General features: G+C 70.2%; 22 protein-coding genes. 11 read left to right on the top strand and 11 right to left on the bottom strand.

What is annotated here, in order from left to right:
• Positions 1-203: 203 nt before the first annotated feature.
• Positions 204-1,664 carry a PLP-dependent aminotransferase family protein gene (locus ACE3QP_RS07635; RefSeq protein WP_374434903.1) on the bottom strand — a complete coding sequence of 487 codons (1,461 nt, stop codon included), beginning with the start codon at positions 1,662-1,664 and terminating at the stop codon, positions 204-206.
• An 82-nt stretch (positions 1,665-1,746) separates the two neighbouring features.
• Between ACE3QP_RS07635 and ACE3QP_RS07630 the strand changes: the two genes are divergently transcribed.
• Together ACE3QP_RS07630 and ACE3QP_RS07625 are read left to right on the top strand one after the other, a co-directional pair.
• Positions 1,747-2,166 (top strand): nuclear transport factor 2 family protein, encoded by a 420-nt coding sequence (locus tag ACE3QP_RS07630; RefSeq protein WP_374434902.1) that lies wholly within the window; start codon positions 1,747-1,749, stop codon positions 2,164-2,166.
• Entirely contained in the window at positions 2,163-2,606 is a 444-nt protein-coding gene (locus ACE3QP_RS07625) for a GNAT family N-acetyltransferase (protein WP_374434901.1), read from the top strand. Before ACE3QP_RS07630 ends, ACE3QP_RS07625 begins: the two co-directional genes overlap by 4 nt.
• Positions 2,607-2,616: 10 nt before the next feature.
• On the opposite strand, the gene ACE3QP_RS07620 is transcribed toward ACE3QP_RS07625, so the two are convergent.
• The 7 genes from ACE3QP_RS07620 to tsaB are packed head-to-tail and all read right to left on the bottom strand — an operon-like array spanning position 2,617 to position 9,402.
• Complete coding sequence (locus ACE3QP_RS07620; protein ID WP_374434900.1) at positions 2,617-3,078, bottom strand: hypothetical protein; 462 nt, start codon at positions 3,076-3,078, stop codon at positions 2,617-2,619.
• Between the two features lie 8 nt (positions 3,079-3,086).
• Positions 3,087-4,175, bottom strand: a complete 1,089-nt coding sequence (locus ACE3QP_RS07615; protein ID WP_374434899.1) for an ABC transporter substrate-binding protein — start codon at positions 4,173-4,175, stop codon at positions 3,087-3,089.
• 2 nt (positions 4,176-4,177) lie between these two features.
• Positions 4,178-5,263: a class I SAM-dependent methyltransferase gene (locus ACE3QP_RS07610; protein WP_374434898.1), complete on the bottom strand. Its 1,086-nt coding sequence runs from the start codon at positions 5,261-5,263 to the stop codon at positions 4,178-4,180.
• Positions 5,263-7,338: a putative bifunctional diguanylate cyclase/phosphodiesterase gene (locus tag ACE3QP_RS07605; protein WP_374434896.1), complete on the bottom strand. Its 2,076-nt coding sequence runs from the start codon at positions 7,336-7,338 to the stop codon at positions 5,263-5,265. The genes ACE3QP_RS07610 and ACE3QP_RS07605 overlap by 1 nt, the downstream gene beginning before the upstream one ends.
• Positions 7,335-8,183, bottom strand: coding sequence for a uracil-DNA glycosylase family protein (locus ACE3QP_RS07600; RefSeq protein WP_374434895.1), 849 nt, complete (start codon positions 8,181-8,183; stop codon positions 7,335-7,337). Before ACE3QP_RS07600 ends, ACE3QP_RS07605 begins: the two co-directional genes overlap by 4 nt.
• Positions 8,180-8,662 (bottom strand): ribosomal protein S18-alanine N-acetyltransferase, encoded by a 483-nt coding sequence (rimI, locus tag ACE3QP_RS07595; RefSeq protein WP_374434894.1) that lies wholly within the window; start codon positions 8,660-8,662, stop codon positions 8,180-8,182. The genes ACE3QP_RS07600 and rimI overlap by 4 nt, the downstream gene beginning before the upstream one ends.
• 14 nt (positions 8,663-8,676) lie before the next feature.
• The gene (gene tsaB / locus ACE3QP_RS07590) at positions 8,677-9,402 is read right to left on the bottom strand and encodes a tRNA (adenosine(37)-N6)-threonylcarbamoyltransferase complex dimerization subunit type 1 TsaB (protein ID WP_374434892.1); all 726 of its coding nucleotides are present in this window, start codon (positions 9,400-9,402) and stop codon (positions 8,677-8,679) included.
• A 137-nt stretch (positions 9,403-9,539) separates the two neighbouring features.
• Here tsaB and ACE3QP_RS07585 point away from each other — a divergent pair, with 137 nt between their 5' ends.
• The 9 genes from ACE3QP_RS07585 to ACE3QP_RS07545 all read left to right on the top strand — a co-directional run bounded on the left by ACE3QP_RS07585 (position 9,540) and on the right by ACE3QP_RS07545 (position 17,479).
• The gene (locus ACE3QP_RS07585; protein WP_374434890.1) at positions 9,540-10,889 is read left to right on the top strand and encodes a D-alanyl-D-alanine carboxypeptidase/D-alanyl-D-alanine-endopeptidase; all 1,350 of its coding nucleotides are present in this window, start codon (positions 9,540-9,542) and stop codon (positions 10,887-10,889) included.
• Between the two features lie 11 nt (positions 10,890-10,900).
• The gene (locus tag ACE3QP_RS07580; protein WP_374434888.1) at positions 10,901-11,995 is read left to right on the top strand and encodes an aromatic ring-hydroxylating dioxygenase subunit alpha; all 1,095 of its coding nucleotides are present in this window, start codon (positions 10,901-10,903) and stop codon (positions 11,993-11,995) included.
• A 57-nt stretch (positions 11,996-12,052) separates the two neighbouring features.
• Positions 12,053-12,862, top strand: coding sequence for a class III extradiol ring-cleavage dioxygenase (locus ACE3QP_RS07575; protein ID WP_374434887.1), 810 nt, complete (start codon positions 12,053-12,055; stop codon positions 12,860-12,862).
• A 362-nt stretch (positions 12,863-13,224) separates the two neighbouring features.
• A complete protein-coding gene (locus ACE3QP_RS07570) occupies positions 13,225-14,280 on the top strand; it encodes an acyltransferase (protein ID WP_374434886.1) in 1,056 nt (351 codons plus the stop codon).
• Positions 14,281-14,671: 391 nt separating this feature from the next.
• Positions 14,672-15,253: a GbsR/MarR family transcriptional regulator gene (locus ACE3QP_RS07565; RefSeq protein ID WP_374434885.1), complete on the top strand. Its 582-nt coding sequence runs from the start codon at positions 14,672-14,674 to the stop codon at positions 15,251-15,253.
• Positions 15,254-15,320: 67 nt separating this feature from the next.
• The gene (locus ACE3QP_RS07560) at positions 15,321-15,770 is read left to right on the top strand and encodes a thiol-disulfide oxidoreductase DCC family protein (RefSeq protein ID WP_374434884.1); all 450 of its coding nucleotides are present in this window, start codon (positions 15,321-15,323) and stop codon (positions 15,768-15,770) included.
• 28 nt (positions 15,771-15,798) lie between these two features.
• Positions 15,799-16,653 (top strand): NAD-dependent epimerase/dehydratase family protein, encoded by an 855-nt coding sequence (locus ACE3QP_RS07555; RefSeq protein WP_374434882.1) that lies wholly within the window; start codon positions 15,799-15,801, stop codon positions 16,651-16,653.
• On the top strand, positions 16,650-17,009 hold the full coding sequence (locus ACE3QP_RS07550) for a DoxX-like family protein (RefSeq protein WP_374434881.1): 360 nt from the start codon (positions 16,650-16,652) through the stop codon (positions 17,007-17,009). The genes ACE3QP_RS07555 and ACE3QP_RS07550 overlap by 4 nt, the downstream gene beginning before the upstream one ends.
• Positions 17,006-17,479, top strand: a complete 474-nt coding sequence (locus tag ACE3QP_RS07545; protein WP_374434880.1) for a DUF2269 family protein — start codon at positions 17,006-17,008, stop codon at positions 17,477-17,479. The genes ACE3QP_RS07550 and ACE3QP_RS07545 overlap by 4 nt, the downstream gene beginning before the upstream one ends.
• Positions 17,480-17,481: 2 nt before the next feature.
• On the opposite strand, the gene ACE3QP_RS07540 is transcribed toward ACE3QP_RS07545, so the two are convergent.
• The 3 genes from ACE3QP_RS07540 to ACE3QP_RS07530 form a co-directional block, all read right to left on the bottom strand.
• Positions 17,482-18,273 (bottom strand): isocitrate lyase/phosphoenolpyruvate mutase family protein, encoded by a 792-nt coding sequence (locus ACE3QP_RS07540; RefSeq protein WP_374434879.1) that lies wholly within the window; start codon positions 18,271-18,273, stop codon positions 17,482-17,484.
• Positions 18,274-18,341: 68 nt separating this feature from the next.
• On the bottom strand, positions 18,342-19,424 hold the full coding sequence (locus tag ACE3QP_RS07535; protein WP_374434878.1) for a WD40/YVTN/BNR-like repeat-containing protein: 1,083 nt from the start codon (positions 19,422-19,424) through the stop codon (positions 18,342-18,344).
• A gap of 2 nt (positions 19,425-19,426) precedes the next feature.
• Positions 19,427-19,687 carry a MoaD/ThiS family protein gene (locus ACE3QP_RS07530; protein ID WP_374434877.1) on the bottom strand — a complete coding sequence of 87 codons (261 nt, stop codon included), beginning with the start codon at positions 19,685-19,687 and terminating at the stop codon, positions 19,427-19,429.
• Between the last annotated feature and the right edge of the window lie 24 nt (positions 19,688-19,711).

Here is a 19,711-nt window from a genome sequence, read left to right as displayed (position 1 = left end):
TGCCCCCGCCGCCACAGGCGCTGAGCACGGCGGCCACCAACAAGGCGCCGGCATGGCCGCGCAGGCGCCGGAAGGGCATGGGGAAGCCGGGGATGGGGAGTGACATGGGGCGTCTTTCGGGGTGCGTTGAACGAGTGGCCGCCACTGTGCGAAACCCGGCGTGACCGCGGCGTGACGCGGTCACGCCGCAGAGCCCCGCTGCGCTATGCCCAGGCCTGCGCCAGTCGCGCCACCGCCGCACGCAGCTGCGCTTCGGTGCTGGCCCCGAAGCCCAGCACCAGGCCGGCGCGGGCGCCCGGCTGGCCGCAGGCGCGCAGCAGTTCCTGGATGCCGCCCAGCATCAACCCCGCCGCGCGCGCCTGCTCCAGCAGCCGCGCTTCCTCCGCCGGGCTGGCCAGCGGCAGAAACACGTTCAGGCCCGAGGCCGGCGCCTGCAGCGGCCAGCGCGGCCCGAAGGCGCGCGCCCAAGCCTGCAGCAAGGCTTGGCGGCGCTGCGCGGCGGCACGCCTGCAGCGGCGCAGATGGCGCGCCAGCAGGCCCTGTTCGATGAAGTCGGCCAGCACCTCCTGCTCGAAGTGCGGCGGCTGGCGGTCCAGCGCGGCGCGCACGCGCTGCAGCAGCGGCACCAGGGCCGGCGGCAGCACCAGATAGCCCAGGCGCAGGCCGGGCAGCAGCAGCTTGGAGAAGCTGCCCACATAGATGCAGCGGCCCTCGCGGTCCAGGCTGCTCAGGGCCGGCAGCGGCGGGCCGTCAAAACGGTACTCGCCGGCGTAGTCGTCCTCCACCAGCCAGGCGCGCTGGCGCTGCGCCCACTCCAGCAGCGCAAGCCGGCGCTCCAGGCCCATGCAGGCACCGGTGGGCCATTGGTGCGAAGGGGTGACGACGGCCATGCGACAGCCTGGGCCCAGGGCCTGCAGTGCCGCGGGGCGCAGGCCCTGCCCATCCACCGGCACGCCCACCGGGCGCGCGCCGCCCAGCTGCAGCGCGGCCCAGCTGGCGTGGTAACCCGGTGCCTCCACCGCCACCGGCTCACCCGGCCCGGGCAAGGCCAGCCCCAGCAGAGCAAAGGCCTGCTGCGCGCCGCTGGTGATCAGCACCTGCTCGGGGCTGCAGCGCAGGCCGCGGGCGTGGCGCAGCCAAGCCGCCAGCGCGGCCCGCAGGCGTGGCTCGCCCTCGGCCGGTCCGTAGCCCAGCGGCAGCTCGCCGCGCTCGCAGCGGCGCCACAGGCGGCGCTGCAGGCGCGCCCAGTCCGCTCCAGGGAACAGGTCCTGCGGCGGCAGGCCCATGGCAAAGGGGCGCAGCGGGCCCTGGCTGCGGCGCGGCGGCGGCAGCTGGCGCCAGCGCTCAGGCTCGGCCGCCGCCAGCCGCGTCGGCACGGGCGGCGCCTGCTGGGATTGCAGCAGGCGCGTGCCGGCGCCGGCGCGGCCCTCGATGTAGCCCTCGTCGGCCAGGCGCTCGTACGCGGCCAGCACGGTGTTGCGGCCCACGCCCAGGGCCTGGGCCAGAGCCCGGCTGGGCGGCAGACGCGCACCGCGCTCGGCCGTCTGCAGCGCGGTCTTCAGCTGCTCCACCAGCTGCTGCGTCAGCGAACGGTCATCGCTGCGCGTCAGCCGCAGGCCGGCGCCATCGATCAACCAAGCCGCGGGTGCGTGTGTTGGCTCCATGGAATTGCTCCGTCTTGGTTCTTCATCGGAACCATCGCAATTCCTAGAGTGTGAGCCTTTCTTTCTGAAGGAGCCCTGAGAGATGTGGAAATTCCTGAGCCTCTTGAGCCTGACGCTGGCCACGGGCGCCGCCCAGGCCGACCCGGCGGTGGCCGAAGCCGATGCGCAGCTGAACCGCCTGATCATGGCCGGCGACAGCCAGGCCGCTGCGCTGTATTACGCCGAGAACTTCGTGCTGACGGCCAGCAATGGCAGCCAGAAGGATCGTGCGCGCATGCTGCTGGAGATCGGCACCCCGGCGCTGCACTTCAAGCGCAACATCACCGAGCAGGTTCAGGTGCGCGTGCTGGGCGACACCGCGGTACTGACCGGCGTGCTGCACCAGATCGGCAGCTGGCAGGGCCAGCCCTTTGACTACCGCTTCCGGGTGACCGACACCTGGGTGCGCCAGGGAGCCCGCTGGGTGCTGCTGGCCGGCCATGCCAGCCTGATTCCCGCATGAGCGGCGCCCTGCTCCTGCGCGGCCTGCAGGCCGCGGACCGTGCCGACTGGGAGCGCCTGGCACGCGGCTACAAGGCCTTCTACGGCGTGCAACTGAACGACGCGGCCTACGAGGCCACCTGGCGCCGCCTGCTGCAGGGCGGCCCGGCCCAGGCCCTGGTGCTGAGCGACGGCAAGCGCCTGCTGGGCCTGACGCATTACCTGTTCCAGTCCTCCACCTGGGGCGAGTGGGTCTGCTACCTGCAGGATCTGTTCGTAGACCCGGAGCGGCGCAGCCAGGGCCTGGGCCGGCGCCTGATCGAGGCGGTGGCCGAGCAGGCGCGCAGCCAGGGCGCCCAGCGCCTGTACTGGCTGACCCAGGCGCACAACAGCACGGCGCGGGCGCTCTACGACCGCCTGGCCGAGCACCGCGGCTTCATCCGCTACGACTACCCCTTGTGAAGTTCTGCCTTCACTCCACCCGGCGCACCCGCACCACTTTGTTGCTGCCCTCGAACTCCATCAGGTAGCCGCCAAAGACATTGCGGCGCACCGTGACGCGAGGGCTCTGAAGGTTCAAGTAGGCCGAGCTGTCCTCGTGGACCCGCCAGCTTTGCCCGTTGGCCAGGCGAATGACCTGTCCCTTCTTCCAGCCTTCGAACAAGCCCTCGAAGTGACTCTCGACGCGATCGGCGCTCGGCGCCGCCGGCTTGCTGGGCAGGCCGAAGTCCGCCGGGGAGGGGGTCGCAGCGGCTGGGGTGGCCGGCGCGGCGACGGACCTGGCAGCTGGTGCGGCCAGGCCGGCCGCCCAGCGGTCGAAGCAGGCCAGGCGTTCGCGGTCATCTGCCAGGCCGCGGCAGCGCAGGGCCTCCTCGGTCTGGGCGGAGGCGGAGATCGGGGCCAGAGCGGCCAGGGCGAGCAGCAGGGTCTTCATGGTGGGGTTCAGCGCAGCAGCCCGTCCAGCCGGAAGGGGTAGCGCTGCAGTTGGGGGTTGTGGGCCTTGCTGTAGGGCCGAAAGTCCAGCGCCTGGATGCCCTGGGCATCGAAGCGCTGCAGGTAGGCGCGTGCCTGCGCACGGCCAAACAGCATGAACATCGGACGCTGCAGCTCCAGGCCCTCGCTGCGCGCGAAGTCGTGGCCGCGGTGGTGGTCGTGCAGCATCACCAGCGCCCAGGCGCCGCAGAGGAAATGGCCGCCGGCCAGCGCACTCAGCCGGCCGTTGAGCACGGATTCCATCGCCTCTTCCGAAGTGTTGATGCCCGAGAACAGCAGCTGGCGCCCGGGCTCCAAGCCCTGCCCCTCGGCGGCGCTCATGGCACCGAAGGCCATCTGGTCGCTGCCGGCCCAGACGAGTTGGGGTGCCGTACCGCGCTGCAGCAACTGGCCCATCTGCTGCGCGGCCAACTCGCGCTTCCAGTCGCCGAACAGGGTCTGGTCGAGCACCACGCCGCGCGCCTCGGCCACGGCGCGGCGCATGCCTTCGTTGCGGGCAATCGAGACCGGGGTGGAGCGGTCGCCGGCGATGGCCAGCAGATGCAGGCGGCCGTCGCGGCCTTGCAGGCTCTGGCGGCGGCCGGCGTCGATCAGGGCCTTGGCGGTCAGGTAGCCGGCGTCCTCGGCATTGGGTTCCAGGCTGCCCAGCAGCAAAGGCAGGCCGCGGCGCGGCGCGTAGGCCTCGCGTTCCTGCGGCAGCAGGCCGCTGAAGGCGGCAAAGCTCTTGATGCCGGCGGCCTGCAGCTGCTGGGCATTGCGCACCAGCGTCGTCTTCTCATTGACGAGGATGACGTAGTCCGGCCGCTGGGCGACGGGGCGCGCCGCGATCTCGGCCGCCAGCGCCACCGCGCGCTCCGGGTCGCGCTCGGCAAAGCGCTGCTCGAACTGCACGCCCAGGCTGCGCGCCGCGGCCTGCATGGCCAGCCCGGCGGTGGTCCAGAAGGCCTCGTCCGACTTGCCCGGATTGATGAAGGCGATGCGCTGAGCCTGGGCCCAGAGCGGCAGCAGCAGAACCAGCAGCAGCAGGTGGCGCTTCATGGCTAGAGCCGGTGGCTCCGGTCCCCTTCGGCAAAGCCGATGGCATCGAATTCCTGGCCCTCGACCACGAAGCCGATGACCTTGAAGAGCTCGCCCATCTCGTGCTCGGTCAGAAGCTTCTGCGCGTTCGCGCGGGTGCGCAGGTCAGCCTGCTGCAGCAGCTCGCCGATGCCGCAATTGAGCAGGAAGCGCGCCTGGGTGGTGTAGCCCAGCACGGTCAGCCCGACGTCCTGCCCGGCCAGCGCCAGGCTGGTGAAGTTGACATGGGCGGTGATGTCCTTCTCGCCCAGCATCACCAGCGGGTTGGCATCAGCCTGGTGGCGGTGGTGGCACATCAGGGTGCCGCCGATGCGCTGCGGGTGGTAGTACTCGGCGTCGCCGAAGCCGTAGTCGATCAGGAAGATCGCGCCACGCGCCAGGCCGGCGGCCAGGGTGCGCAGCCAGGCCTTGGCCTGGGTGTGGATCTCGGTGACGGTGCCGGGCACCCAGTGGCCATGGTCGTAGGGCGGGCGGCGCTCGCTCGGGCGGTCGGCCCACTGCAGGCCGGCGGGGCCGACGGCCACGCCCCGCTCGTGCCAGCGCTGGCCATCGAAGTGCAGCAGCTTGACGGGCATCGCGTCCAGCACCTCGTTGCCCAGCACCACGCCCTCGAAGTGCGCCGGCAGGGCATCCAGCCACTGCACACGATCGCCGAAGCGGGCCAGGCGCTGCTGCTGGCGTTCGCGCAGCGTGCCGGAGAGGTCAACGATGCGGTAGCTGCGCGGCAGGCGGCCCTGCGCCGCCAGCGTGTCCAGCACCGCTTCCGCCAGCGCCCCGCTGCCGGCACCGAACTCCCACAGGTCCTCGGTGCGGGTCAGCTCCAGCGCCTGCAGCAGCTGGCGGGCCAGGGCCTGGCCGAACAGCGGGCTCAGCTCGGGCGCGGTGACGAAGTCGCTGCCGCCCTGCGGACCCAGGCCGAAGGTGGGGCGGCCGCTGCTGTAGTAGCCCAGGCCGGGGGCGTAGAGGGCCTCGGCCATGAAGGCGTCGAAGGGCAGCCAGCCACCCGCCTGCTCAATGCGGGCTCGGATGCGGGCTTCCAGTTCGCCCATCAGCCGCCCTCGCGTTGCCGGCACCAGGCTTCGAACTGGGTGACCGAGAGCGGCGGCGCCACCAGCTCGCCCTGCAACTCGTCGCAGCCCCAGTCCTGCAGCAGGCTCCACTGCTCGCGCCGGCGCACGCCTTCGGCGCCCACGCGCAGGCCCAGGCCCTGGGCCATCTGCACGATGGCGCGGGTCACGGCGCGCGCGCCGTTCTCATGCGGCAGGCCGGCAATGAAGCTCTGGTCGATCTTGATCTTGTCGAGCGGCAGCTGGGTCAGGTGCGCGAGTGCCGTGTGGCCGGTGCCGAAGTCGTCCACGGCGATCGTCAGGCCCAGCGCGCGCAGCTGCTGCAGGGTGTCCACCGCGCCGGCCACGTCGTCCATCAGCATGCGCTCGGTCAGTTCCAGCTGCAGCCATTCGCCCGGCACGCCCACCTCGCTCAACACCGCGCGCACGGTGTCGGCAAAGCCCTCCAGGCGGAACTGCACCTGGCTGAGATTGACGGCGATGCGCGCCTGCGCCACGCCGCGGCGGTGCCAGTCCTGCGCCTGCAGTGCGGCACGGCGCAGCACCCATTGCGAGAGCGGCACCATCAGCGGGTGGCGCTCGGCCACGGCAATGAAGCTCTCGGGCGTCAGCAGGCCGCGCACCGGGTGGCGCCAGCGCAGCAGGGCCTCGGCGCTGACCAGGCGTCCGTGGCGCGGCTCGATCTGCGGCTGGTAGTACAGCTCGAACTCGTCGCGCGCGAGCGCCTCGCGCAGCTGGGTCTCCACCACCAGATCGTTGTAGGCGGTCAGCTCCATCGAGGGCTCAAAGAACTGGTACTGCTTGTCGCCGCGCGCCTTGGCGCCGTACATCGCGGTGTCGGCGTGCTGGATCAGCAGCTCGGGCGTGTCGCCATGCTCGGGGTGCAGGGCGATGCCGATCGAGGGCGTGACGGAGAGCGCGCGGCCCATGGTCTCCACCGGCACCTCGACCACATCGAGCAGGGCCTGCAGCACCTGGTGCACGTCCTCGGGGCCACGAATGTCTTCGAGCAGCACGACGAACTCGTCGCCGCCGAAGCGTGCCACCTGATCGGTGCTGCGCAGGCAGGTGCGCACGCGCTCGGCCACGGTGACGAGCACGCGGTCGCCCTCCAGGTGCCCGAGCGAGTCGTTGACGCGCTTGAAGTTGTTCAGGTCGATGAACAGCAGGGCCAGGTGGCCGGCCTTCTGGCGGGCGCGCTGCAGGGCCTGCTGCAGGCGTTCCATGAAGGCGGCACGGTTGAGCATGCCGGTCAGTGCGTCGTGGTGCGCCAGGTGGTGGATGCGCGCCTGCGCGGCGAGGCGGTCGCGGATGTCGCGCACGATGTTCATGCGCAGGGTCTCGCCGCCGTACTCCATGGTGCGAGCGATCAGCTCCACCGGGATGCGCTCGCCGTTGCGGTGCACGATGGCGCTCTCGTAGGCCAGTTCCTGCCGCTCCAGCATCACGCGCGTCACGCGCTCCTGCTCGTCGGGTGCCACGAAGTCCATCACGTAGCGCCCCACCAGCTCCTCGCGGCGGTAGCCGATGAGCTCGCACAGCGGCGGGTTGGCGTCGGAGATGGTGCCGCCACGGTGGAACACGATGCCCTCGACCGTGGCGTGCAGGAACTTGTCGAGCCGGGTCTCGCTCTCGCGCAGCAGGGCCTCGGCGCGGCGGTGTTTGGTGATGTCGTGGATCAGTACGAAGGCGCCGACGACCTGGCCGGCAGTGTCCATGTGCGGCAGCAGGGTGACGTCGATCCACTGCGTCTCGCCGTCGGCGCCGCGCAGCGTGCGCTCGTAATTGGCCGCCTTGCGCCGCTGCAGCACCTGCACCACGGCGGGCTGGATGGCTTCGTGGGCCGCCGTGCCGATGATGTCGGCCACATGCAGGCCGACGATGCTTTCGGTGGTGAAGCCGAAGGTCTCGGCATAGGGCCGGTTGGCGTACAGGCAGCGGTTGGAGCCGGCCTCGTACAGGGCGATCAGCACCGGCACGTTGTCCGCCACCAGGCGCAGGCGCGCCGCCTCCTCGATGGCCGCCTGGGCCTGGGCTTCGAGCTCGCGGCTGTTCAAGGCGCGGCCTCCAGCGTGTCGGCCGCCAGGCACAGGTCTTCCCAGGCACGCGCCTTTTCCAGCGGGTTGCGCAGCAGGTAGGCCGGGTGGTAGCTCACCACCACGGGCAGATCCAGCGGCCCACGGTGCACCTGGCCGCGCAGCTTGCCCAGCGGCGCCTCGCTGCCCAGCAGCGACTGCACGGCGATGCGCCCCAGCGCCAGGATGACGCGCGGGCGGATCAGCTCGATCTGCCGCAGCAAGTAGGGCCGGCAGGCAGCGATCTCCTCCGGCTCGGGGTTGCGGTTGCCAGGCGGGCGGCACTTCACGGCGTTGGCGATGTAGACCTGCCCGGCCGGCGCGCCGGGTTGGCGGCTGAGCTGCAGCGCGGCCAGCATGGCGTCCAGCAGCTGACCCGAGGGGCCGACGAAGGGCTCGCCCTGCAAATCCTCCTGCTCGCCCGGGCCTTCACCCACGATCAACCAGTCCGCCGTCTGCAGGCCCACGCCGGGCACGGCCTGGCGGCGCTTCTGGCACAGCACGCAGGCCTGGCAGCTGCGGATGCGCTCGTCCAGCGCCGGCCAGTCCAGCCCCGCCACGTCGGAAGCGGCGGGCACCTGCAGCGGCGCCGGTTCACGCAACGTTTGCAGCAGCTCGGCCACAGGCACGGCGCGGGCGGGCGCGGGCGCCGCCACGGGCGCGGGCGGCGCGATGACCGGCGCGACGACCGGCGCCGCCACCGCCACGGCCGGCACCGGCGTGGGAGCCGGCGCGGCCCGACCCGGCTTGCCCGCCGCGCCCGGCCACCAGTTGAGGCCCAGCGCACCCAGCATGGCGCGCTGGCGTTCGTCCCAGCGCGGCGTCATGGGGCGGGCTCCAGGTCCAGGCGCATCACGCGGGCATCCTCACGTTCGCCTTGCAGGGCCGGGTAGTAGCCCTTGCGCCGGCCCACCTCGCGGTAGCCCAGGTGTTCATACAACAGCTGCGCACGCGCATTGCTCACGCGCACCTCCAGCCACATCTGGCGCGCGCCGCTGCGGCGCTGGTGTTCGTGCAGGGCGCGCAGCAGTTCGCTGGCCAGGCCACGGCCCCAATGGGCGCGGGCCACGGTGATGTTGAGCAGATGGGCCTCGTCCAGCACGCGCTGCAGCACGCAATAGGCCAGCAGCTCGCCGCTCAGCGGTTCGCGCAGACCCCAGAGCAGATGGCCGGCGCTGATGGAATCGATGAAGTTGCCGCGGCTCCAGGGGTGCGAGTAGGCAGCCTGCTCGATGCCCATGAGCTCGTCCAGATCTTCGACACCGATGTCGATGCGCTCCAGGTGATGACGCAAAACCGCACCCATGGCCGCTCCGGGGCTCAGCGCGCCACGGCGGCTGCGGCCGCCTCGCGCTCGGCGGTGGTCTGGGCCACCTTGTCGCGCACATAGAGCGGCAGGGCCTCGGCGGCGTCCTTCCAGGCCGGAGCGGCCCAGGCCTGGCGCGCCAGGGCGGCCAGCGCCGCCGCGCGGCTGCCGCCGGCCTGCCAGCTGGCGGCCGCTTCCGGCGCCAGCAGGGGCTGGGCGCTGCCGGTCCAGGGCGGCATCTGCGGCCCCCAGGCCTGCTGCAGGTCCTGCGGGTTCCACAGGCCCGGGGCCTGCTCGGCCTGCCAGACGCTGCCATTCCAACGGTAGGGCGCGGCGTAGCACTCGCCCATGCGGGCGTCCATGGCCACCCAACCCTGGATGAAGCGGGCCTGCTGCTGGCGCGCGGCCTCGGCCACCAGGGCCAGGCTGTCCAGCTCCAGCACCGGGCGCTCCCAGCCCAGGGCCAGACCCTGCACCACGGCACACACAGCGCGCAGGCCGGTGAAGGCCCCCGGGCCGCGGCCGTAGGCGATGCCCGCCAGCTCGCGGCCCTGCACGCCGGCTTCAAGCAGCAGGGCCTGCAGCAGCGGGATCAAGGTGGCCGAGGCCTGGGCGCCGCCGGGGGCGTCGCGCGTCCACGTCTGCCCGTCCGCACGCACCAGGGCCAGGGCGAGCTGGTCGGTGGCGCCATCCAGGGCCAGCAAGGCCTGGGCGGGGGCGGTTTCGGGGGACTTCGGCATAGGGGCGCCAGTGTAGGTTCCCTACTATGGGCAGCATGCGTTGCCTTGCTCCCAAGTTCGCCCTGACTTTCGCTCTGTCCTGCGCGTTATTCCTCCCCCCCACCCAAGCGGCCAGCCCACCCCGCCTGCCGCCCGCCGTGCAACAGGCGCTGAAGGCCTCCCAGCTGCCGCCCGAGGCCCTGGCCCTGTGGGTGGCGCCGGTGGATTCCACCCGGCCGCGCTGGCGCTGGCGCGAGGCGGCGCCGCAGAACCCAGCCTCGCTCACCAAGCTGGCCACCAGCTTCGCCGCGCTGGAGCAGCTGGGCCCGGCCTGGCGCTGGAAGACGCCGGTGTGGCTGGACGGCACCCTGGAGCCCGAACGCGGCCTCTTCAAAGGCGATCTCGTCATCCAGGGCCGGGGCGACCCCAGCCTGGTGCTGGAGCGCGTCTGGCTGCTGCTGCGCCGCGTGCAGCAGCTGGGTGTGCGCGAGATCCAGGGCGACATCGTGCTCGACAACCACGCCTTCGCCCCCGACCCCCAGAGCCCGGCCGACTTCGACGGCGAACCCTGGCGCGCCGGCAATGTCCGGCCCGATGCCCTGTTGTTCAACTACAAGGCCCACACCCTGCTGGTGCGCCCCGACCCGGCGCGCGGCGTGGCCTGGTTGCAGCTGGACACCGGCCTGGCCCCCGCGCAAGACCGCGTGCCGCTGAAGCCCGGCCCCTGCCTGGACGGCCGCGGCCAGCTGCGCGCCAGCTGGGTGGAAGAAGCCGGCCGCGCCACTGGCCCGCTGCGCCTGGCCGGCAGCTGGCCGGCCAGCTGTGGCGAAGCCGCCTGGCCGCTGGCCGACCCCGAGCCCGCCAGCTACAACGCCCGGCTGATCGAGACGATGTGGCGCGCCCTGGGCGGCAAGCTCACTGGCTGGGTGCGCGCCGGCAATGCCCCGGCTGATCGAGCGCCCAGCTTCGAGCTGAGCTCGCCGCCGCTGTCGGACGTGGTGCAGGACATCAACAAGCACAGCAACAACCTGATGGCCGAGCAGCTCTGGCTGACGCTAGCACTGCAGGCCGGCAGCGAACCCGCCACGCCCGAGGCCGCCCGCCAGGGCCTGCGCCAATGGCTGCGCCAGCGCCTGGGCTGGCCCGAAGACGGCTGGCAGCTGGAGAACGGCTCCGGCTTGGCACGCGGCTCGCGCCTCAGCGCCGCGCAGCTGGGCCAATTGCTGCAGGCCGCCTGGGCCAGCCCGGTGATGCCGGAGTTCATGGCCTCGCTCCCCATCGTGGGCGAGGACGGCACCCTGCGCCGCGAACCCGAGCGCTTCGGCGCCGCGCGCGGCCGTGCCCATTTGAAAACCGGCAGCCTGCGCGACGTACAGGCCGTGGCCGGCTACCTGCTGACCGCGCGCGGCGAGCGCCTGGTCGTCGTGGCCATGATTCAGCACGAGCGCGCTGGCGCCGGCCGGCCGGTGCTGGACGCCCTGCTGCGCACCCTCGCCCAGTCCCCCTGAAAGGAAGCCCGATGAACCGCTGGCACATCCACCCCGAGGTGGCGCGCGCCGAGACCCTGGACAAGGCCTTCTACCTCGACCCCGCCCTGCAGCCCCTGCAGCACGAACGCCTGTTCGCGCGCAGCTGGCAATGGCTGGGCGATTTGACTGACGTGTCCGAGCCCGGCAGCCTGGCGCCGCGCCAGCTCCTGAGCGGCAGCCTGGACGAACCCCTGCTGCTGGCCCGCGATGCCGCCGGCACCCTGCGTTGCCTGAGCAATGTCTGCACCCACCGCGGCAATCTGCTGGTGCAGGAGCCCTGCCGGGCGGCGAAGCAGATCCGCTGCGGCTACCACTCGCGCCGTTTCGAGCTCGACGGCCGCATGGTCTTCATGCCGGCTTTCGAAGGCGCGCATGACTTCCCCCGCCCCTGCGACGATCTGCCGCGCCTGGATCTGCAGCAATGGGGCGGCCACGGCTATGTGGCGCTGGAGTCGCCCCTGGCAGGCTTCGACGCCTTCTTCGGCCCGCTGCAGGAGCGCCTGCACTGGCTGCCGCTGCAGGACTTCCAGAGCGACCCCGCCGCCAGCCGCGACTACGAGTTCGACGCCCACTGGGCGCTTTACGTCGAGAACTATCTGGAAGGCCTGCACATCCCCTTCGTGCACCCGGGCCTGACGCAAACCCTGGACCTGGCCAATTACCGCTACGAACTGCAGGACTGGGGCAACTTGCAACTGGCCACGGCCCGCGAGGGCGAGGCCGCCTTCGATCTGCCGCCCAGCAGCGCCGAGTACGGCCAGCGCATCGCCGCCTACTACTACTGGGTGTTCCCGAACCTGATGTTGAACTTCTACCCCTGGGGGCTTTCGCTGAACCTGGTGCAGCCGGTGGGAATGGCGCGGACAAGGGTCAGCTTTCGTTCCTTCGTCTGGAAGCCCGAGCTGCGCGGCCAGGGTGCCGGCGGCGCGCTGGATGAAGTGGAGCTGGAAGATGAAGCGGTGGTGATGACCGTGCAACGCGGCCTGCGCTCGCGCTTCTACAAGCACGGCCGTTACTCGCCCACCCGCGAGCAGGGTGTGCATCAGTTCCACCAGCTGATTGCCAAGGCGATGGGCGAAGGCTGAACGGCGTCGTCAATTCCGTCGAACCTCTGCGGCCGGCCTGCGCCCCAGACTGAGCGCATGACGACCCGACTCCCGACCTACTTCATCTCCCACGGCGGCGGCCCCTGGCCCTACATGGACGGCCCCTTCCGACGCCACTTCGACGTGCTGGAGCGCACGCTGGCCGGCATCCCCGCCGAGCTGCCCGCAAAGCCGCGCGCCGTGCTGGTGGTCACCGCGCATTGGGAGGCGCCGCAATTCCTGCTTTCGGCCCACCCGCAGCCGGGCATGCTGTACGACTACGGCGGCTTCCCGCCCCATACCTACGAGGTGCGTTACCCCGCGCCGGGCGACCCGGCACTGGCCGCCCAGGTGGCCGAACTGCTGCGCGCCGGCGGCCTGCATGCGGGGCTGGATGCCGAACGCGGCTTCGACCACGGCAGCTTCACCACCTTGCAGCCGATCTACCCGCAGGCCGAGGTGCCGGTGGTGCAGATGTCCCTGCAACAAGACCTGGACCCGGCGCTGCACCTGCACGCTGGCCGCCTGTTGGCACCCTTGCGTGACGAGGGCGTGCTGATCCTGGGCAGCGGCCTGAGCTTTCACAATCTGCGCGCCTTTGACGCGCGCGGCGCCGCGGCCTCGCAGGCCTTCGACGGCTGGCTGCGCGAAGCCGTGCTGCAGAGCGACCCCGCCGAGCGCGCCGCGCGCCTGATGCGCTGGGCCGAAGCCCCCGCCGCCCGGCAGGCCCACCCGCGCGAGGACCATCTGCTGCCGCTGATGGTGGCCGCGGGCGCGGCCGGGGCGGATGCGGCCTCGTTGCACTATCACGAGGAGGCGTTCTTTGGGGGGTTGGCGGTGTCGGGGTTTCGGTTTGGGGGGAGCTGAGCGCAGCGGCTTGGTCGCGCTGGCGAAAACTCGCTCCGCGCAAGGGATGCAGCACCCAGCTGAGCCGAAGTAGGTCAATGGTCACTTGCCGATGGGCACCGGCCACCGGACCATGTCGGGTCCGCTTTGCAGCGGGAGTTGCCGGTCAGCGCGCCGAATGCGATGGGCAGCAATCGGCCAGGAGCAGTCACACGTGGAGGACCGCAGTGGGCGGCGAACGCTTCATCTTGCCCCCCCGGTGCCACCTGACTGCGCTTGACGTCTTTTGATCCGGAACTGCTGGAGCAAAATATTCTTTGAAACTTATCGCGAAATCTGCGCCCTATTGGTACTAAGGCGGTACAGCGTGCCGTGTTAATTTGATGACCATTCAAGAACCGTCCATTAAAAGAATTCAGAGCATTGACGCCTTGCGTGCGATAGCTGCATTCGCAGTAATTGTGATTCACACAACTCCGTTTAGGACGCAGTTCGCGTCAAACGGATATTCCCTAGACCTCGCACTGTTTCTAAATCAACTAGCGCGCTTTGCTGTTCCCTTCTTCTTTGTGATATCTGGATATTTCTGGGCAACAAAGTTCGATAGACAGGAATTGGTGTGCTCGCCGACGGTGGAGATGCTGAAGAGGATCCTGTGGGTATTTTTCGCCTGGTCATTTATTTATTTGCTGCCCTGGAATATTTACGACGCTTTGGCGCAGGGTTGGGGCGGGCCGGCCAAGATCTTCTATAACAATCTTTCTATTGCAATCGAAAACCCGCTCACGACAGCCACGCAAGGAACTAAAGGGCACCTCTGGTTTTTGGTTGGGCTGGCTTGCAGTCTCTCAATTTCAGCCCTGCTTATTCGCTTTGGGCTCACTTGGCTGTTAGTTGCGCTTGCATTGTCACTTTATCTAATTGGGCTCGCCGGAAAAGCTTATGCCGATAGCCCCATTGGCTTTCATGTGAAATTCAATTTTCGCGACGGTCCATTTTTCTCTCTAATATTCTTTGTGACAGGCTATCTAATTCAGCGAAGTGGGCCAAGCGGCTTTTGGTTCCCGGTTGCGGCGCTAGCCACTGTAGGCGGAATGATCTTGCATTTCATTGAGCTCTTTCTGGCACAGAGGAATTGGGGGACGATAATGGCTCAGGATTACGTGATAGGCACGTACTTCTTTGGGACTGGGGCGGCGCTGATGGCGCTATCAAATCACAGATTCTTGGCGTCCAGTCGCGCCAAATCTGTTGGCCATCTGGCGCTTGGAATATACGCGGCACAGTTTATTTTTATAGACATGCTTGCGCCGCTTGAGCGCAAATTTTCAAACAATATCATTTGGGCCGCAGCACACCCCATTCTTGTTTTTATTCTCTCGTGCGCTGTGGCGGCGCTCTTATCAAAAAAACCATCAACGAGAAGGCTCGTTGCGTAACTGCTCAGGCGCACCGTCGTGCCTGCGGCTGTCGCTGTGGGCGCGACGGCCCTGACGGACGGCAAGTTGCCTGAGCTCAATGGCGGGCGGTCGGTTAGCGGCGAACCTCTTTGGTTCGTCACCGTCCGTTCAGGGTCGGTAGCTGGCGGTGGCCATCTGCGGCTCGAGCGGCTGCTCCCAGCCTAGAGCTGCCTGCTGACCCTCTCTTCGCTCGCCGCGACCGATTGGCCTTAGCAACGGCATCGGACCCATCGGGCCGTGGCATCTACCGATTTCAGGCCTTCTCGACGAGTTGGCCGCCCGCCGAGCAGACCCAGCGCCCCGGTTCGCTGGTCCGTACGCATTTAATTTCTGTCTTGACAGAAATTTCAGACCGCCTAGCATCCACCCCATGCAACTCACCGACATCGCCCGCCGCTTCATCGTCCACTGGGGCGAGATGGGCAGCAGCTGGGGCGTGAACCGCAGCGTCGCCCAGATCCATGCCCTGCTCTTCTTCCACGGCCAGCCCCTGCATGCCGAGGAACTGGCGGACACCCTGGGCATCGCCCGCAGCAACGTCAGCACCAGCCTGAAGGAGTTGCTGAACTGGAACCTGATCCGCGTCACCCAGGTGCTGGGCGACCGGCGCGATTACTACGAGACCAGCGGCGACGTCTGGGAGCTGTTCCGCACCATCGTGAGGGAGCGCAAGGAACGCGAGTTCGACCCCACGGTGCGCCTGCTGGGCGAACTGGCGCGCGACCCGGCGCTGGCCGCGGAAAGCCCGGCCACGCAGGACCGCGTGCGCAGCACCCAGGAGTTCATGCAGACCCTGGGCAGCTGGAGCGAGGAGATGCTGCGGCTCTCGCCCGCCACGCTGGAAAAGATCCTGAAACTCGGCGCCCAGGTGCAGCGCTTCGTGCGCCAGGGCGAGGCCGATGCAACCAGCCAAGCCGTCACCCCCATGCCGCCCCAGCTGCCACCGTTCTGAACCCAAGCCGGGCGCTCAGCGCCCTTTCTTTGGTCTCTTTATTTCTGTTTTTACTGAAATGTCAGCCATGAACGCCACACACCCCGAATACACCGTCTATTTCGACGGCAGCTGCCAGCTCTGCCGCGCCGAGATGCACAACCTGATGCTGCGCAATACCGAGGGGCGGGTGGCGTTCATCGACGCCGCTGCACCCGGCTTCGATGCCGCGGCGCTGGGCGTGACGCAGGACGCCCTGATGAACGCCCTGCATGTGCGCCGCCACGCCGATGGGCAGTGGCTGATCGCCGTGCCGGCCTTCGAGGCCCTGTACCGCACGCTGGGCTTGCCCGGCGTGGCCGCCGCCCTGCGCCAGCCCACGCTGGCCCGCTGGGCCGCCCGTGCCTACCCCTGGCTGGTGCGCAACCGCCACCGCCTGCCGCAGGCCCCGGTGCGCTGGCTGTTCGAACGCGCCGGTCGCCGCGCGGCAGAGCGCGCCGCCGCCCGTCGTTGCACCGCCGAGAGCTGCGAACGCTGAGCCCGGACCCCCAAAAAGGCAGATGCCCATGAACGTGCTCCTCGTCGGCGCCGGTGGCTTCATCGGCCGCCACACCCAAGCGGCGCTGCAACAGGCCGGCCATGCGGTGCAGACCCTGCAGGGCCGGCTGGACTGGCAGGCCGCCCACCAGCCCGAAGCCTGGCAGCCGCTGCTGGCGGGCATGGACGCGGTGGTCTACCTGCCCGGCACGGTGCGCGACCGCCAACATGGCCAAGAGGGCTGGCTGGAGCGCCTGCACCACCGGGCCCCGGCCGCCTTGGGCCGGGCCTGCGTGGCGTGCGGTGTGCGCCGCTTCGTGCTGGTTTCGGCCCTGTGCGCGGGCGATGCGGCCTATGCCCGCAGCAAGCGCGCGGGCGAGCAGGCGCTGCAGGGGCTTGGGGCCGCGCTGGAGTTGCAAATCCTGCAGCCCAGCCTGGTGCTCGGTGCGGGCGGCATCAGCAGCCGGCAGTTCGAATGGCTGAGCCGCCTGCCTTGGCTGCCGCTGCCGCCGCAGCTGCTGCGCTGCCAGGTGCAGCCCCTGCGCGTGGAAGACCTGGCCGAGGCCCTGGTGCGCGCGCTGCAGGCCCCCAGCGGCGCCCGCCCCTGGCAAGCCGTAGGCCCGCGCGCGGCCACCCTGGCGGCATGGATTGCGCAACGCCGCGCCGCACGCGGCCAGGCCCCGGCCCGCATCCTGCGGCTGCCGCAAGGCCTGGTGCGCGCCAGCGCCTGGCTGGGCGATGCCCTGCCCTTCAGCAGCTGGAGCCGCGAGGCCTTGGCCCTGCTGGAGCAAGACAGCGTGGCCAGCTCGCCCGCAGAGGCCGCGCGCTTTGCAGAACTGCTGGGCCACGCACTGCGCGAGCCGCTGCAAGGAGCCTGGGCATGAGACCGCTGCGCCGCGACGGCCCGCGCCTGGCCCTGGTGGCGGTGTGGCTGGGCACGGCCGCCGCCAGCCTGTGGGATGGCGGCCGCGCCGGCCAGCAGCTGCTGCTGGCCAGCGGCGTGGCCGCACTGCCGGCGCTGGGCCTGGTGTGGGCCGGCGCGCTGTGGGACGCCGCCATCGGCCTGGCCCTGGCGCTGCACCCGCGCAAACGGGTCTACGCCCTGGCCCTGGCCGGCATGCTGCTGATGACCCTGCTGGCCACGCTGCTACAGCCCGCACTCTGGCTGGATCCACTCGGCCCGCTGCTGAAGAACCTCGCCCTCCTGGCCCTGCTGCTGCAGGGCCTGCACCAACGATGAACACCTACCTCACCCTCAAGTGGCTGCACATCGTCTCCAGCGTGCTGCTGGTGGGCACGGGCTTCGGTTCGGCCTTCTACCTGTTCTTCGCCAACCGCCAGCCGGACCTGCAGGCCCGCGCCGTGGTGGCGCGCCTGGTGGTGCGCGCGGACACCTGGTTCACCACGCCCGCCGTGATCGTGCAGCCGCTCAGCGGCGCGGCCCTGGCGCATCTGGCGGGCTGGCCGCTGGACACACCCTGGCTGCTGCTCTCGCTGGCCCTGTACTTCTTTGCCGGCGCCTGCTGGCTGCCGGTGCTGTGGCTGCAGCTGCGCATGGCGCGCACGCTGGAGACCTGCGTGCGCGAGCAGCGCGCCCTGCCGGCGCAGTACGCCCGCGACCAGCGCGCCTGGGAATGGCTGGGCTACCCGGCCTTCACGGCCATGCTGGCGGTGTTCTGGTTGATGGTGAACAAACCCGCGCTGGCCTGAACTCAGGCGCAGAGCGCCTGCCAGCCCGCGTAGTCCGGGCGGGGCTGCCAACCTTCGGGCGGCTGACCCTGTGCGCACCAGCCGCGCAACTGGTCGGCCAGGGCCGAGTAGGCGCCCAGGAAGCTCGCCGGGCCCAGGCTCAGGCGGTGCACACCGGCGGCGGGCAGCGCTTGGCGCGGGGGCAGGCCGGGCACCCACATCAGGTTCAGTGCGGCTGGCACGGCCGAAGCCAGCCGGCCGGCGGTGGCCAGGTCGGCCAGCCCGGGCAGGAACACACCATCGGCCCCGGCCGCTGCATAGGCCTGGCCACGTGCCAGCGCCAGGCCCTCACGAGCCGTCGGCTCGCCCTCGCCGAGCAGGAAGCTGTCGCAGCGGGCATTGAGAAACAGCGGCCGTTCGCCCAGGCGCTGGCGGATGGTGCGCAGCTTGGCCACCAGCTGGTCGGCCGGGGCCAGGCCGTCTTCGATATTGATGCCGGCCACGCCCAGTTCGGCCAACTCCAGCACCCGCGCCGCCACGGCCTCGGGCTCGCTGCCGTAGCCGGCCTCGATGTCCACGCTGAGCGGCACCCGCGCCACACGCAGCAGGCGGCGCACGGCGGCAAGCAGTTCCGCCCAGGGCAGCTGCTGGCCATCGGGCCAGCCGAGCGACCAGGCCAGGCTGGCGCTGGACGTACCCAAAGCCTGTGCGCCGGCCTGCTGGGCCAGCAGGGCGCTGGCGCCGTCCCAGACGTTGACGAGAACGAAGGCCTCGGGGCCTTGGTGGAGGGCATGGAAGCGGGCAACGGCGTTCATGGCAGGGCACAAGTTCGGGAAGCGGCGCACTCTAGGCAGCGCCCGCGCCGCTTTCGGACCTGTTCCTGCTAGCCGTGGCGCACGGCGTAAATCGGCGGCAGGTGGTTCGACACGCTCTGCCAGCTGTCCCCACCATCGCCGCTGGCCCACAGGCTGCCGGTGGTGGAGCCCATCAGCAGGCTCTGGCCATCCGCGCCCACGTCCAGGCCATGGCGGTAGATCAGGTCGTAGCAATGCTGCTGGGGCAGACCCTGGCGCAGGGTCTCGAAGCTCTGGCCGCCATCACGCGTGCGGGTGACACACAGGGCGGCATCCACCGGGATGCGACGCTCGTCCTTCACGGCCGGGGCGAACCAGGCGGTCTGCGGATCGCTAGGGTGGGCGGCGACGGCAAAGCCGAAGCTCGAAGGCGCGGGCTTCAGCTCCTGCCACAGCGCGCCGTGGTCGGCGCTGCGCCAGATGCCGCAGTGGTGCTGGGCCCACAGCACATCGGGTTCGGCGGCGCAGCGCTGCACGCGGTGCGGGTCCTGGATGTTGGGGTCGCCCGCGCGCTCAGGGGGCATGAAGTCGGCGAGCATGCCCTGGGTGTGCACGCTCCAGCTGGCACCGCCATCGCGCGTGTGCCACACGCCGCCGCAGCTGATGCCGATGAGCATGTCCCTGGCGTCCTGCGGGTGCGGGCAAATGGAGTGGATGCCGGGCTCGGGGTAGCCGCCGCCGAACCACTCCAGCCGCTGCGGCAGGTTCCACAGGCTTTCCACCAGCTGCCAGCTCTCCCCCCGGTCGCGCGAGACGAACAGGCCGCCGGGCAGGGTGCCGCACCACAGGCTGCCGTCGGCGGCACGATCCAGGCTCCAGATCAGCTTGAGCTTCCAGGGGAAGGGCTGCTTCGGCTCGGACGGTTGTTCCGGGTAAGCCGGGCAAGCCACCTCACGCCAGCTCTGGCCAGCGTCGTCACTGGCGTGCAGCTTGACGCCGAAATGCCCGAGGTTCAGCGCCGCCAGCATGAAGCCGCTGGCATCGGGCGGCAGCACCATGCTGACGGGCTCGGCAACGAAGCTCAGGCGCGCGATGCGCCAGGCGCCGCCGGCCTCGCGCTGCAGCTCGAACAGGCCCTTGCGGGTGGCTACCCAGGCACGCGAATCGCTCATCTTCAGCCTCCGGAAAGGGCCTGCAGCACGAAGACCTGGCTGTCGGGCCGCAGGGTTTGATGGGTGTCCTGGCTGCGCCGTCCATCGACGAACACCGCCACATTGGGGCGCAGCGCGCCCTGGTCGTCCAGCACATAGCCGCGCAGGCGCGGGTTCAGCGCAAAGGCGGCGGCCAGGGCTTCGGCCAGCGTGGCGGCGGCGCAGTCCAGCTCGGGCGTCTCCGTGAAACGGCGCAGCTGGGGCGTGAACTGGATGTGGGGCATGAGGGGCACGATGCTGCAGGACGG

Origin of the sequence: Inhella sp., assembly GCF_041912635.1 — a bacterium.
Taxonomy (GTDB): domain Bacteria; phylum Pseudomonadota; class Gammaproteobacteria; order Burkholderiales; family Burkholderiaceae_C; genus Inhella.
The sequence above is the reverse complement of the archived record's forward strand: the minus strand, read 5'-3'. Positions and strand labels throughout refer to the sequence as shown.

Excerpts from the sequence above, each read along its gene's own strand:
- ACE3QP_RS07610 (WP_374434898.1), bottom strand. The coding sequence starts at position 5,263 with ATGGGCGAACTGGAAGCCCGCATCCGAGCCCGCATTGAGCAGGCGGGT.
- ACE3QP_RS07565 (WP_374434885.1), top strand. The coding sequence starts at position 14,672 with ATGCAACTCACCGACATCGCCCGCCGCTTCATCGTCCACTGGGGCGAG.
- ACE3QP_RS07615 (WP_374434899.1), bottom strand. The coding sequence starts at position 4,175 with ATGAAGCGCCACCTGCTGCTGCTGGTTCTGCTGCTGCCGCTCTGGGCC.
- ACE3QP_RS07540 (WP_374434879.1), bottom strand. The coding sequence starts at position 18,273 with ATGAACGCCGTTGCCCGCTTCCATGCCCTCCACCAAGGCCCCGAGGCC.
- ACE3QP_RS07635 (WP_374434903.1), bottom strand. The coding sequence starts at position 1,664 with ATGGAGCCAACACACGCACCCGCGGCTTGGTTGATCGATGGCGCCGGC.
- tsaB (WP_374434892.1), bottom strand. The coding sequence starts at position 9,402 with ATGCCGAAGTCCCCCGAAACCGCCCCCGCCCAGGCCTTGCTGGCCCTG.
- ACE3QP_RS07580 (WP_374434888.1), top strand. The coding sequence starts at position 10,901 with ATGAACCGCTGGCACATCCACCCCGAGGTGGCGCGCGCCGAGACCCTG.
- ACE3QP_RS07630 (WP_374434902.1), top strand. The coding sequence starts at position 1,747 with ATGTGGAAATTCCTGAGCCTCTTGAGCCTGACGCTGGCCACGGGCGCC.
- ACE3QP_RS07570 (WP_374434886.1), top strand. The coding sequence starts at position 13,225 with ATGACCATTCAAGAACCGTCCATTAAAAGAATTCAGAGCATTGACGCC.
- ACE3QP_RS07600 (WP_374434895.1), bottom strand. The coding sequence starts at position 8,183 with ATGACGCCGCGCTGGGACGAACGCCAGCGCGCCATGCTGGGTGCGCTG.
- ACE3QP_RS07555 (WP_374434882.1), top strand. The coding sequence starts at position 15,799 with ATGAACGTGCTCCTCGTCGGCGCCGGTGGCTTCATCGGCCGCCACACC.
- rimI (WP_374434894.1), bottom strand. The coding sequence starts at position 8,662 with ATGGGTGCGGTTTTGCGTCATCACCTGGAGCGCATCGACATCGGTGTC.
- ACE3QP_RS07535 (WP_374434878.1), bottom strand. The coding sequence starts at position 19,424 with ATGAGCGATTCGCGTGCCTGGGTAGCCACCCGCAAGGGCCTGTTCGAG.
- ACE3QP_RS07625 (WP_374434901.1), top strand. The coding sequence starts at position 2,163 with ATGAGCGGCGCCCTGCTCCTGCGCGGCCTGCAGGCCGCGGACCGTGCC.
- ACE3QP_RS07530 (WP_374434877.1), bottom strand. The coding sequence starts at position 19,687 with ATGCCCCACATCCAGTTCACGCCCCAGCTGCGCCGTTTCACGGAGACG.
- ACE3QP_RS07545 (WP_374434880.1), top strand. The coding sequence starts at position 17,006 with ATGAACACCTACCTCACCCTCAAGTGGCTGCACATCGTCTCCAGCGTG.
- ACE3QP_RS07620 (WP_374434900.1), bottom strand. The coding sequence starts at position 3,078 with ATGAAGACCCTGCTGCTCGCCCTGGCCGCTCTGGCCCCGATCTCCGCC.
- ACE3QP_RS07560 (WP_374434884.1), top strand. The coding sequence starts at position 15,321 with ATGAACGCCACACACCCCGAATACACCGTCTATTTCGACGGCAGCTGC.
- ACE3QP_RS07550 (WP_374434881.1), top strand. The coding sequence starts at position 16,650 with ATGAGACCGCTGCGCCGCGACGGCCCGCGCCTGGCCCTGGTGGCGGTG.
- ACE3QP_RS07575 (WP_374434887.1), top strand. The coding sequence starts at position 12,053 with ATGACGACCCGACTCCCGACCTACTTCATCTCCCACGGCGGCGGCCCC.